This is a genomic window from Pseudomonas sp. 10S4 (assembly GCF_034344865.1).
Classification (GTDB): domain Bacteria; phylum Pseudomonadota; class Gammaproteobacteria; order Pseudomonadales; family Pseudomonadaceae; genus Aquipseudomonas.
The window spans coordinates 1,938,421-1,951,547 of sequence record NZ_CP133774.1 but is presented as its reverse complement, the minus strand read 5'-3'; the positions used below and the strand labels follow the sequence as shown (position 1 = coordinate 1,951,547).

Below are 13,127 nucleotides of genomic sequence, written 5' to 3'. Positions count from 1 at the left end.
AATGTCAGTGCCAGTGCGGCACCGATACAAAATCGCACCACAGATGCACGGAGCATGTTCTGTGGCTGCCGGTCCATATCGTCCGCCAGCGCGGCGACAGCTCGGTGCAATTGCTCAATGCTGGCTCGATTCGCAGTATCAGTTGGCGTCCGCCAAACTTGTAGGCAAATTCCGAGAATTGCGTAGTGAGCACAGACCGACAGGCCTGAGCTGCCAATTGTCGGCCTGACGATGCCCTCACGGCCGCACAAACAACCTCGCCCGGACATCTCCCACACGCTTCTCGCCCAGGTTTTGCCAGCCGGCGGGCAATGCGGGGAACTCGTCCGGCATCTGCGCCAAGCCGATCAGCCAGACGCGCCCACCGCTTTTAAGCAAATCACCCAGACTGTCGACATAGACGTCACTGGTCATCAACGTACCGAAGCCATAGGTATTTGGCCGGCTCGATGATCCATCGGCCTGGGGCGGCGTGTACAGCAACGGCTTGGCGTCGGTGCGGTTGTAGTAGACGTAAACGAGATACCAGAGCATGTCGCCAGTGACAATTTGGTCACCGGGGACGAAATGCTGATTGACGTAGTCGACCATGACGCTGAACTGTTCGCCGGGAATGGCCGTGGCGTTGTTCTTAACCCCCACCAGTTCAACCCCGATGAACAGCACCAGAATGGCCAGCGCCAGCACTCGAAACCGTGCGTACAGACGATCAACCGCCAGTGCCACCAGCATCGGCAAGCCCAGTGCGTAGGCGGTCAAATAACGTTCAATGAACACCGGCGAGATGAACGACACCGCGAACACCAGCAGGATCGGCAGCGCGCCGAAAAGCGCCAGCAGGATACTGCCGCGAAATACGCTGCGATCCCGCGCCAGCGCCACGCCGATTATCGCCAGCAACGCCACCGGCAATGTGATGAACAGCCAGCGCGGCAACGTTCCGCCGTCGTCCTGGGTCAGCAGCGACCAGATCATCGACGGTAACGAACTCAACGTGACCGGATCTTCCCAGCCGACATCGCCATTGGCCTTGAGCGCATCCATGTGCTGAATCAGATCGATCAGGTTGGGCACCCAAGGCAAGTACAGCAACACAATCCCCAGGTTCGCCAGCCACCAGGCCGGACGCTGGATATGCCGCAGGCGATAACCGGGCTGCACCCGCACCACGGCCAGCCACAACCAGTGACTGATCACGCACAGTGCAGTGAAATAGTGGGTATAGAACGCCGCCGCCATCAGCAGCGCGTACACCACGAGATAGCCATTACGCCGGGGTTGCCGGACCCAGTACACCAGCGCAATCGTGGCGCCTATCAGTAAAAGGCCGAGCCAGGAGTACATGCGCACTTCCTGGCTGTAACGCACCGCGGTGGGCAACAGCGCCAGCAGGATCCCGGCCAGCAACGCGGCGCGCCGGGTGGCGAGCAGATCCACCAGCCACACGCCCAGGCCGACCGTGATGATCCCCGGCAATGCACTCAGGGCGCGGATCGAAAAAATACCGTCGCCAAACCAGTCGATCCAGCCATGCAGCAGCATGAAGTACAGCGGTGGGTGTACATCGTGGGCGGCATGCGCCCAGATTTCGCTCAACGAGTGCTGGCTCAGCAACAGGCTGGAGCCTTCGTCTCCCCAGATCGCGGCGGCCGTCAGGTCGTAGAAACGCACCAGCGCCGCCAATACCATGATCGGCAGCAACCAATATTCTCTGGCCCAACGAACCCATCGTTGCGCGCCCATCCAGGCGCCTGGCGCTGCGTGGGGATCTTGCGTGTCGCCAACCGGCGTTTCTCTACGCGCCTCCATTACTTCCTCTTGCGGTGCCGGAAAAACCACGACGGTGTGGCCCCTGAAACATGCCGTCACTTTAGGCCAGCCACAGGGTAGCCGTCGATGCTGGCTTTGTTCATTACGACATCCGGCAGCGCCGCCGATCCGGGTCTACGCTCTGGCTTGGCGTGACCTGGCCACGCATAGACGCGGGGCCCGCCAGACCACTTACCTGAAGGATGAGGATATATGGACGTATTTATGGGTACCGTCATGACGTTTGGCTTTAACTATGCGCCCAACGGTTGGGCCTTGTGTAACGGTCAGATCATGAACATCCAGCAGTATCAAGCCTTGTATGCGCTACTGGGGACCGTGTATGGCGGTAACGGCAGCCAGACGTTCGGGCTGCCCAACCTGCAAAGTCGCCTGCCGATCTGCCAGGGCACCGGCCCGGGTCTGACCACGCGCGTCATGGGTGAAAACTCAGGCACAGAGAGCATCACCGCCACCCTCAACAACCTGCCCAACCACACCCACACCCTGACAGGGATCACGGCGACCACCACTCTGCAACTGGCCAACCCGGCGAGCAACCCGGCGAGCGTTCCCACCGCGACCAATGCCTACCTCGGCGCCTCGGGTGGCGGGCCAGGTCTGGCGACCATCTACTCCGATGCCCAGGGTGCCTCGCCTGTTGCGCTCAAAGGCGCGGCCACCACGGTTTCCGGCTCCGTTTCGCCCACCGGCACCGGCCTGCCGATGGACAGCATGAACCCGTTTCTGGTGCTGAACTTCAGCATCGCGCTGCAAGGCTCGTTCCCTTCCCGCAACTGAAACACCGCCGGGGGATTCATCTCCCCGGCCACTCACCTTGCTGGAGTGACACCATGCTGGAACAGGTTCAAGACCAACACTTCCAAACGCTGCTGGGCCAGACCACCACTTTGCGTTTGCCCGATGGCAGTGAACTGCCGATCCATATCGACAGCCTTGAGCAAAAACCCCGCTCACAGTTGCCCAACAGCGAACGCGTGCCGTTTGGTGTCGGGTTCAACAGCCTCGAACCTACGGAGTTTGTGGACGGGCTATGTGCGCTGGAACTGCCCGGGCTGGGCGCGGTGCAGGATATTTTTGTATCCCGCGTACCGGCGATGGGGCGGGATCCGGCGGTGGGGTATTTCTATATTGCGTTTAATTGAACAGGCGCCTACATAACCACTGTGGGAGCAAGCTCGCTCCCACAGGTTTTGTGGCGTTGTTGCGGGCTCTAACCCTGCGGATACCACACCAACCGCTCCGCCGCCGGATTGCACTCCTCGACCGCAAACCCCAGCGCCAGGTAATGCCGACGCGCATGGGGGTTGCTCGCCCAGACCACCGTCGCCACCGGGCAGCGGATTTGCTGTGCGGCTTTTTGCACCCCTTGCAGCACCGTGCGGCCATACCCCTGGCCGCGAGCTTGAGGAATGAACGCCAGGTACAACACACGAATTTCATTGGGGCCGAAATCCGTGGTCAGCGCGCCGATGGGTGTGTCGAGTTTTTCCACCACGTAATGCATCGCGTTGGGATATTCAGCCTCGATCCCTTGCTCCTGCACCCGAAACTGCTGCGCTACCAACGCTTCCACCCGTTCGGGCTCGCCGTCGATCCATTGCAGATCGGGCCTGGCCGCCTGATACAGACTTTGCAGAAAGGGCCCGTCACTGGCCCGCGAAGGCCGCACCACCAAACCGTCCGCCGCCACTGCACCGTTGTTCGCCATGCTGCTCTCCCTTAGAAACCACTTTCCCTCACACCCAGCGCCGCCATGCGCCGCCAGGCCGTTCCCAGTAACGACTCACCGCTGCCCTGCAACACCACGATTCCGCGCAAGGGTTGTATCGGCGTCGGCGCGTTGTCGAGCAGGCTAAGCCGCGCGCCGTATTGCGCTTGCACCGGCTCAGCCCGTTGCGACTGATCACGGCGTACGGCAATCGGCCCGTGATGGTCGGACGTCAGTGCTTCCTGATCAACATAAGAGACGCCATTGGCGTCGATGTCCGTCAGTTGCACGGCGACCGCCGGGTGCATCGGGTCGTCGGCGATAAAGCGCCCGTGCGCCCCCGGCGTCACACGCCAGAGGTCCGCCTCGGCCAGATAACCGCGCAACCGCGCGCCGTCTTCGACCACCCGCGCCAATGGGTCTTTGGTGGCCAGCCAACGACCGGGCACCAGCTGCGGCAGTAAATCGCGCACCGTGCCGGCGTGGGGTGCACGCAGCAACAGGCGCTCGCGCTGAGCGGCCAGCCCACGGTATTCGGCCACCGCTTCGGCCAGGCGCTGTTCGACGATATTGGCATCCGCTGCCGTTTCGCTGCGACCGGCCTGACGGCGCATCTGCAACTGCTGGATCTGAATTTCCTGACGGACAATAGCCTGGCGCGAGTCTAGATCCGGCGATTCCAGCTCGACCAGCACATCACCCTCGGCGACTACCTGACCGTCATGCACATTCACGCGTTTGACCCGCGACGCCACCGGCGCATGCAAGGCACTGGCGCGTCCGGCCTCGAGCATCGTCGGCAACTCCACCGCGCTGCGCCAGGGCAACACCAGCACCAACAGCACGCCGAGCAACGCCAGGCCACTGAGCAACACCCGCGGTCCGTGGGCCTGTTCCCGGCGGGTCCACCACTGGCGCCACTCACTCATGATCGGCAGAAAAATGAACCACACCAACTCCACCAGCATCAGGAAAATCCCCAATACCTTGAAGAACAGGTGGTAGACCGCCAACGCGATCCCGAAAAACAACACTGCACGCCACAACCATGAGCCATACCCCCACATCAACAAACGCCGCTGCATCTTCGGCGACCACGGCTCCGGCGCCGCTTCGCCATAGCCGAACAGAAACTCACGCAGACGCCAGCGACACAGGGCAAAGGCCCGGCCCTGGAGGTTGTCCACTTCAAGAAAATCGCTGAGCAAAAAGTAACCATCGAAGCGCATGAACGGGTTGAGGTTGATCACCAGCGTAGTGATCCACGTGGCACTGGCAAGCATGAACGCCGCCGTACGAGCGGGGCCGTCGGGCAGCAGCGACCAGGCCAGCAACGCGATGCAGGCCAGCAACAGTTCCGCCATAACACCGCCAGCACCAATCAGCAGCCGCGCGCGCCGATCGTTGACCCGCCAGGCGTCGCTGACGTCGGTATAAAACATCGGCAGCATCACCATGAACGCCACGCCCATGCTCTGCACCCGGCAACCGGCGCGCTTGGCCATGAACGCGTGGCCGAACTCGTGACACAGCTTGGCGAAGAACAGCGCCACGCCGAAGGACAAGGCACCACCGAGGCTGAACAAATGCGGGAACGTCGCCACAAAGCGCTGCCAGTCCCTCGACACCAGAAACACCCCCAGCCCCAAGGTGGCCGGTAATCCATAGCGCAACGCCCGCGGCCCAAAACGCTCCAGCCAAGGCCAGGCGCGATTGAGAAACGCGTCGGGGCGCCATAGTGGAATACGGAAAAACAGGTATTGATGCAGCAGGATTTGCCACAGGCTGCGACGCTGAGCGGCGGCCTTCAGGCTGTAGCTGGCGCGTTGTTGCGGATCGAGTGCGGAGATCAAGTCGTGACTGCGCAAAAAACCCAGCAACTGCTCAAGCTCGGCGCCGTCCAGCGGCAAACCCGGCTCACGGTTGGCGGCGCGCAGCACCTGCTCGGGATCGCCAAGGGACCAATGTCGTAGCAAGCGCATCGCCGTCGCGCCGAGTTTGAAATAGCGCCCGCGCACCGGGTCGGCCAGGGTCCAGCGCGGCGAGCCGTCGAGGGCTGGGGCCGCGGTCGACAATTGCAGGTCGGCCCGCAAGCTCGGCAAAACCATCTAGAGGCCCACGCTTTGCCGCAACCCGGCCAGTGGCCGGCGTAACAGGTACAACGCCAGCGGCGCCCGGTCGCCGAAAATTTTCGCCGTACCGCGCAAACCGATACGCGGCGGGGCATTTTCGAAATTGGCATCCAGCCGATAGGCCAGTTGCCCGCCCGCCGTGGGCTGTGCCTCGTAAGCTGAGCGTTCCAGCTTGGCCAAATGGCGCTGCAAAGGATCACTGTCGAGAAACAACGCGACCTGCGCCCCCGGTTCCAGGGCAATCGCGTCGCCCACCGCCAGCTCGATGCGCAGTTCAGCCTGGTTCGGGTCGGCGATTTCCATCAAGCGTTCGCCGGTTTGCACCGGTTTTCCGGTCCAGCGGTCGGCGTCGGCAAACACCGCGATGCCGTTGCGTTCGGCACGGACTTCACTGCGTTTGAGCAGTTCACGGGCGTAATCACGTTCGGCGCGTTTCTGCTCGACCCGCGCGGCCAATAAATCAATTTTCGAACTGGATTCAGCATCGGCGAACGAACGCTGGGAATTGGCCTTGAGCTCGGCTTCAGCCACACCCAGCGCACGATCAGCCACATCGGCCTGGGCCTTGAGGGTGGTGCTTTCGAAGCGCAGCAGCAGGTCGCCGGTTTTTACCGTCTGGTTGGGTTTGACCAGGAACTCGGCGATCACTCCATCCAGCGGAGCCGCCACCACGCGCCCGCCCAGCGGCACGACTTCGGCCGGCGCCAGCACCGATTGGCGCACCGGGATCAGCAGCCCGAGGAGTAACACCACGACCAATGCGACCTGACGTTTTCGGGTCCAGCGCAGGCGCCAGGGTTTGCGCGGTTGCAGCGCCAGCCAGGCGTGGCTGTAAGTGTCGCCCAGTTGTGACAGCAATATTTGCTCAGGCGGGTTCCACGCCACGTCGCGGGCCAGCCACAAACCGCCGAACACCTCGCCCTGATGATCCACCAAGGGCAGCCAGAACACCTGGGCGCTGGAGAGGCTTTGCCAGTCGGCTTGAATCGATTCGCTCAGCAGCGTGGGGAAATCGCTCGCGCCTGCTTCAACAGGTCGAGCTTGAACAACTGCGCCACCGCCTGCTCGACGAACGCCACGAATGGCGCGTTCGGGTCCACGGTGCTTACGCCGGTCACGGCTTGCACCTTGCCGGCAATCAACAACGCCGCGTGGCGAAAACCAAACAAGGCCTGGCCGTCATTGACCAGGCTGTAAGCCAGTTGCGCCGGGTTGCGAGCGGCGCGGGTCTGACGTTCAAGGTCGAGGAACCGGGCGAAGACCTGCTCGGCCCCGCCCGTTACCGGGGCGTTCACTTGAGCTCCGCGAAACGCGCCGTTCCGCTCATGCCGGCCAATAGGCCCGTGGCGTTGGGCAGCGTCGCCACCAACAGCAAGGTCTGGCTGCCTTCATCGATGCGCGCGCCGAGGCGCTTGGCCGTCGCGATCCAGCGGCTGACCGGTTTCATCGGGCACAAAACTGAAGGTTTGGCCGGGCTTGAGCTTGCCCATCCAGCGCGACGGAATCAGCAAATGGATTTCCAGGGTGCGGTTGTCGACCACATCCAGCAACGGCGCGCCGGCAGCCACGCTTTCATAACGCTGGACCTTGCGCTCGACAACCTGGCCATCAAACGGCGCGATCACGCTGCAACGTTTGACCTGCACTTGATAGACCTGGGACTGCGCCTGAGTCTCGCTGACCTTGGCCTCGGCCCGCGCCACTTCGAAACGCCCGACCGAATTCAACGCTGCCAATTGCTTGTTGTGAGCCAATTCTTCACTGGCCCCACGGGTGGCAGCCTGCGCCGCATTGAGCTGGGCCTGAAAGCCCGAGCAATCGAAACGCGCCAGGGTGTCGCCCTTCTTGAACGACTCGCCCTCACTGAACGGCAACTCGACAATACGCCCCGGCAACTCGCTGGCGAGCACCGCTTGATCCCGCGCCCGCAGCACGCCACGAGCTTCACTGCTGGCCTGCGAAGTGCTCCCGACCGGACTGTTTTCCAACAGCGGATCGTCTGCCGCGGGTGTTTGCGCCTGTACTGCGCACGTTACAAAGGTCAATCCTAGAACCCAACTTCCAAAACGCGGCATGACCGTGACTCCCTGACGGATGAGCGGAGTCTACGACAGCGCGGGGTGGCGTCAAGCGAGTAGCCATCATTGGATAGAAATGTGTTGTTTCAAGAAGGACATAAATTTCAGAGTTCTCGCTTGTTCTCGCACTCATTGGGCTTGGGTAATAAATCCCACACAAATTTGGGAATACCACTTCAGTCAATCCTGAAAGGGGTGATGGACCTTTTTGCTCCTATACACCCACACCCCGGCGCTGCTTGTCTGTCGCAACAATCATTAACAGATGAAGCTATTCGCGACTTGACCTTCGGCCCGCCCCCCCACAAAACTGGATTGCCGGTGCTGGAAAAGATCCAGTCGAGTAGTGCCCTGATCAGTCGAAGGTTGACGTGCGTGACACACTCAATTTAGGATCAGTGCACTACTCAACCCCGTACGCAGAGATTCAGTTCTCTGGCAGTAGGTGGTGAAAAAACCGGCTTCGGCCGGTTTTTTCGTTTCTGAGGGTTGGATTTGTGCGCACTGCGTTCTTTGTTGATGGCTACAACGTGTTCTACGGGTTGCTGGCTGACACACCTTATAAATGGCTAAATCTGCCGCAGTTGTTGGCGCATATCGCTCACATTGAAAACCCTCAAAGCTCTGTCGCCTCAATCGACTACTTCACCTCGTCGGTTAAACCCGAACTGGCTACGCGCGGCGTCGAGGCCAAGGAAGCTCAAGATACTTACGTCCGTACCCTGAGGGCTCACAATGTTGTCGTTCACTATGGTCGCCACCAACTCGAACCTGCACGCGCACCACGCTTCATCAACAAGAAACTCCGTGCCTCGCGTCAAGATACGATCCCTATCTGGAAACTCGAAGAAAAGGAAACGGACGTCCATATCGCGATAAGCATGTATCGCACGGCGGCCAGACAAGCCAATGTCACGGCGACGGAAAGCATCCAGCAACTTGTTCTGGTATCAGGGGATACGGATATGGCCCCCGCACTCAGGGCGATCCGAGAAGACTTTCCCCAAATAACCCTAGGCATCGTTCTTCCATACAGGACGGGGCTCAAACGAACTCCGCCCGGTTCGTTGAAAGAGCACGCTCACTGGATGCGACGAGTCATCAGCGCAGAAGAGCTGCAATCACACCAATTTCCAGACCGCGTTCCGACCCGTAAAACACCCGCCATCAAACCGGATTATTGGTAACGACGTTCGCCACCGGATAAACCGACTCCCACCCTCCCCCAACGCCTTGTACAACCCCACCATCGCCAGCGACACCCCGGTCGAGCTCTCGACCCATTGCTGTTGCGTCGCCAACAATTCGCCTTGCACCGTCAGCACGTTGACGAAGTCCACCACGCCTTCCACGTATTGCTGTTGCGCGGTGCGCAGGGCGATCTGGTTCTGGCGTACGGCTTCGGCGAGGCTGTCGCGGCGCAGTTGGCTGGCGTTGTAGGCGGTCAGTTGATCGTCGATTTCATGCCAGGCGCGCAGCACGGTTTGCTGGTAGGCCAGCGCCGCTTCCTGTTGCTGGGCTTCGCGCAGGTTGAGCATGCCGCGCAGACGGCCGCCGTCGAACAGCGGCAGGCTGAATTGCGGGCCGATGCCGAACGAACGCGAGCCCCAGGAACCGAAATCGCTCAGTTGCATGGACTGCGAGCCGACGTTGCCCGACAGGGTGATCCGCGGATAGAAATCGCCCTTGGCCACGCCGATGCTTGCGGTCGCGGCATGCAGCCGGGCTTCGGCCTGACGGATGTCCGGGCGACGCTCGGCCAGTTGCGACGGCAGGCCGATGGCAACCTGACGCGGAGTCTGCGGCACCGGGGCGTCTGTGGATAACTCGGCTTGCAACGCTTGCGGCGGCTCGCCCATCAACAGGCTCAGGGCGTTGATCAGTTGAGACTGACGCTGCTCCAGCGCCGGCAGGCGAGACTCGATGGCCGCCACTTGTGCGGCCGCTTCAGCGACGTCCAGGTCCGTGGCCACGCCGTCGGCCAGGCGCAGTTGCGAGAGCCTCAGACTGTGCCGGGCGACGTCGAGATTCTGTTCGGTGACGGCTCGGGTGTTCTGCACACCGCGCAACTGGATGTAGTCCTGAGCGGTTTCGGCCAATACCGACAGCAACACGCCGCGACGGTCGTTTTCGGCGACTTCAAGGGTCGCGTCGGCGGCTTCAGTTTCGCGGCGCACGCGGCCCCAGAAGTCCAACTCCCAAGACGCAGAGAAGCCGGCGTCCCAGAGGTTGAACGCCGAGTCGCCGTTTTTGCCCGACGGATCGCTCAAGCCCACAACGCTGTTGCGTTCACGGCCATAACTGCCGGTGGCGGCGGTGTGAGGGTAACGATCAGCGGTGATGACCTGGCGGGCGGCGCGGCTTTGCTGCAAGCGGCTGCTGGCGAGTTTCAGATCGAGGTTATCGATCAGGGCCCGCTGGGTCAGGGCTGAGAGTTTCGGATCGTGGAAAATCTCCCACCAGCGTTCGTCCATGGTTTGGGCGACAGCTTGGCTGGCGGCGGGCTTTGCTGGTTTTGACCATTCGGTGATTTGCTGTGGCTCAGGTTTTTGGAAGTCCGGGCCGACGGTGCAGGCAGACATCCCCAAGACGAGCAAGGCGCAGAAAGTCAGTTGCGGCCACTGGCCTCTTCGCGAGCAAGCCCGCTCCCACTTTGAAATGCATTCCCCTGTGGGAGCGGGCTTGCCCGCGAAGGCGTCAGAATGATCAACGGAGATTTTCATCGTTGAACGACCTCATGCTTATCAACGCTGGCCGTATCAATCTGCGCCTCCACCGACATCCCCACCCGCAACCGCCCAGCCAACGGCTGGCCCGGTTCAAGAACGACTTTCACCGGAATCCGCTGCACCACTTTGGTGAAGTTGCCAGTCGCGTTATCTGGTTTGATCGAAGCAAACGTCACCCCGGTGGCCGGCGCGATACTTTCGACACGACCGCTCAACGCTTCGCCACCGAGGCTGTCGACACGAATCCGCACGTCCTGCCCCTGCTGCACATCCGTCAGTTGAGTCTCCTGGAAATTGGCGACCACATAAGCCTGAGCCAGCGGCACCACCGCCAGAATCTTGCTGCCCGGCGTCACATACGCGCCGACCCGCACCGCACGCTCACCGACCATGCCGTCCTGCGGCGCAACGATGCGGGTGTAAGACAGCTCGTAGCTGGCCATTTCCAGCGCCGCTTGTGACCGCTTCAGCCCACCTTCGGCCGCGTCACGCTGGGCGGTGAGGATCTCCACCTGCTTGCGTTCTGCCGCCAGCACCGCCGTGGCGTTGGCCAGCCGCGCGGTGGCCTGATCGATATGGGTCCGCGCCTGTTGCGCGTTCTGCACCGTACCGGCGCCCACGCCCGCGAGGTGGTTGTAGCGGTTCAGTTCATGCTCGGCGAAGGCCATTTCGGCCTTGGCCGACACCACCGTCGCCTGAGCCTGAGCGATCACCGATGCCTGACGCTCAAGGGTCGCCCGAGCGTTTTGCAGTTGCGCCCTGGCCACCAGGGTTTCGGCGTCGGCGGCCTGGGCGGCGGCGCGCAAATCCCGGTCATCGATCAACGCCAGTAACTGCCCCGCCTTGACCTGCTGGTTGTCCTCGACCAACACCTCTTTGATAAACCCGGCGACCCGCGGCACCACCAGGGTGAAGTCCGCAGAGACAAAGGCGTCGTTGGTGCTCTGTTGCGTGCGCTTGCCGAACAGTCCTGGCGCGACCAGGTAAATCAGCACGCCGACCGCGATCGCTGCGGCAACGCCGACAGCCACTTTTTGCTTTGGATAAGTCGTCATAAAAACCTTCTGTTTCAATGAAGCGTTCAAGTCGGCGCGCGCGGCGGATAGATCCGTGTCGGCAGCCAGAAAATCAGCAGGATCAGCGCCACCGCGACGCCGGCCATGCACAGATAAAGATCGGAAGACGTCAGCACCACGGCCTGCTCATGCAGCCGATGGGCAAGGCCGGCACTGTCGCTGTCGGCCAGGGGCGAGTTACCGAGGCTGTCGACCAACATGGTCGAGTGGAAATGCTGCCTTGAGGTGGTCAGCGCATCGAGTACGCCGGTGGCGATCACCGCGGCCAGGCCTTTGACGGTGTTGAACCAGGCCGAGGCGAACGGCCCTTCCATCGGCGTGATGCTGCCGGTGGAAAGCATCAGCAGCGGCAACACCGCCATGGGCTGACCGAAGATTTGCAGCAGTTGCAGGAGGTAGAAATCGTCGCGAATCCACGCCGAGGTCAGTTGCGAACCACCGAGGCAGGACAACGCCAGCATGCTCAGGCCAATCCCCAGCACCCAACGGCAATCGACCCAGCGCAGGTTGCACAGCGCCGCCACCAACGGCAGCGCGATCAATTGCGGCAGCGCTGCCAGCAGCATGATCGGCGCGGTCTGAATCGGCCGATAACCCTGGACCTGCGCCAGGTAACTGGAGGGAATGATCACCACCGCCAACAGCACCACCAACACCCCGGCGAGGGTCATCAAAGCAAACGACAGGTTGCGGATGCCGAGCATCTGCAACTTGAAAAACGGAATCGGCTGCGACCATTCGTTGATCAGGAACAGCACCAGCAACAGCAACCCGCCGCCGAGCAAAAAGCAGATGAGGCTCGATTCGAACCAGTCCAGCCGATTGCCCTGCAAGATGCCGATCACCAGCATGCAAATCGCCGGAAAGCCCAATAGCAAACCACGCCAGTTGAACTGCTTTAAGCGCTCCAGGCGCAGTGGGTCCTGAGGCAAACCGTAGGCCACCGCCGCCATGGCGATCAGGCACGGTGCGATGATTTGCCAAAAGGTCCATTGCCAGCCGACGTACTCGGTCCACAACCCGGCCAATGGTGTGCCGAGGCCGGGGCCGAATGTCGCGGTCAGGGCATAACCGGCCAGGCCGTAAAGCTTGACGTTGGCCGGCAGGAAACGCAGCGCAACGGTCATCAGCATCGGCGGCAATGCCCCGCCGGCCAGGCCTTGCAAGATGCGCATGAGCAACAGGCTTTCGTAATTCGGTGCGAACGGGCACAGCACGCCGAGCAAGGTGAAGATGCCGATGGCGTAGAGAGTGAAACGCCGCAACGAGAACGTCACCGAACACCACGGCGCAAACGCCATCGCCGCCACCGAGGTCGCGGTGTAACTGGCGACCAGCCAGGTGCCTTCGTCGTAACCGATGGCCAGCGCGCCGCGAATGTCGGCCAACGCGACTTTGGTCACCATCTCGTTCAGGCCGGACACCAGCACCGCCAGCAACACGCCCACCAGACCGATGATGATCCGCAGACCGAAGACCGGTGGCGTGACGGCGGTGGGGCTGGCCACGGCGAAAGGGGCCGGGGCCGTGAGGGAAGTCATGGGGTGCAAGCTCCGGAAGGGAATACCGGA

At 61.8% G+C, this 13,127-nt stretch carries 8 protein-coding genes and 3 pseudogenes; 3 read left to right on the top strand and 8 right to left on the bottom strand.

The window, feature by feature from the left end; all coding sequences use genetic code 11:
- Positions 1-237: 237 nt before the first annotated feature.
- Positions 238-1,809 carry a glycosyltransferase family 39 protein gene (locus RHM58_RS09055; protein ID WP_322270132.1) on the bottom strand — a complete coding sequence of 524 codons (1,572 nt, stop codon included), beginning with the start codon at positions 1,807-1,809 and terminating at the stop codon, positions 238-240.
- Between the two features lie 213 nt (positions 1,810-2,022).
- Here RHM58_RS09055 and RHM58_RS09050 point away from each other — a divergent pair, with 213 nt between their 5' ends.
- Both RHM58_RS09050 and RHM58_RS09045 read left to right on the top strand, forming a co-directional pair.
- A complete protein-coding gene (locus RHM58_RS09050) occupies positions 2,023-2,610 on the top strand; it encodes a phage tail protein (RefSeq protein WP_322270130.1) in 588 nt (195 codons plus the stop codon).
- 53 nt (positions 2,611-2,663) lie between these two features.
- A complete protein-coding gene (locus RHM58_RS09045) occupies positions 2,664-2,975 on the top strand; it encodes a DUF6916 family protein (protein ID WP_322270129.1) in 312 nt (103 codons plus the stop codon).
- Between the two features lie 68 nt (positions 2,976-3,043).
- On the opposite strand, the gene RHM58_RS09040 is transcribed toward RHM58_RS09045, so the two are convergent.
- From RHM58_RS09040 to RHM58_RS09025, 4 genes and pseudogenes are all read right to left on the bottom strand, one after another.
- Entirely contained in the window at positions 3,044-3,541 is a 498-nt protein-coding gene (locus tag RHM58_RS09040) for a GNAT family N-acetyltransferase (RefSeq protein ID WP_322270128.1), read from the bottom strand.
- Between the two features lie 11 nt (positions 3,542-3,552).
- Entirely contained in the window at positions 3,553-5,649 is a 2,097-nt protein-coding gene (locus RHM58_RS09035; RefSeq protein ID WP_322270127.1) for a biotin/lipoyl-binding protein, read from the bottom strand.
- Positions 5,650-6,968 (bottom strand): annotated as a pseudogene (locus RHM58_RS09030) (efflux RND transporter periplasmic adaptor subunit).
- Positions 6,965-7,748: pseudogene (locus RHM58_RS09025) on the bottom strand (efflux RND transporter periplasmic adaptor subunit). Before RHM58_RS09025 ends, RHM58_RS09030 begins: the two co-directional pseudogenes overlap by 4 nt.
- A gap of 500 nt (positions 7,749-8,248) precedes the next feature.
- On the opposite strand from RHM58_RS09025, the gene RHM58_RS09020 reads away from it, so the two are divergent.
- Positions 8,249-8,938: an NYN domain-containing protein gene (locus tag RHM58_RS09020; RefSeq protein WP_322270126.1), complete on the top strand. Its 690-nt coding sequence runs from the start codon at positions 8,249-8,251 to the stop codon at positions 8,936-8,938.
- Here RHM58_RS09020 and RHM58_RS09015 read toward each other — a convergent pair.
- From RHM58_RS09015 to RHM58_RS09005, 3 genes and pseudogenes are all read right to left on the bottom strand, one after another.
- Positions 8,919-10,474 (bottom strand): annotated as a pseudogene (locus RHM58_RS09015) (efflux transporter outer membrane subunit). The gene RHM58_RS09020 and the pseudogene RHM58_RS09015 sit on opposite strands and share 20 nt — an antisense overlap.
- A complete protein-coding gene (locus RHM58_RS09010) occupies positions 10,471-11,535 on the bottom strand; it encodes an HlyD family secretion protein (protein WP_322270125.1) in 1,065 nt (354 codons plus the stop codon). The pseudogene RHM58_RS09015 and the gene RHM58_RS09010 overlap by 4 nt, the downstream one beginning before the upstream one ends.
- A gap of 26 nt (positions 11,536-11,561) precedes the next feature.
- Positions 11,562-13,097, bottom strand: a complete 1,536-nt coding sequence (locus tag RHM58_RS09005) for an MFS transporter (RefSeq protein ID WP_322270123.1) — start codon at positions 13,095-13,097, stop codon at positions 11,562-11,564.
- Between the last annotated feature and the right edge of the window lie 30 nt (positions 13,098-13,127).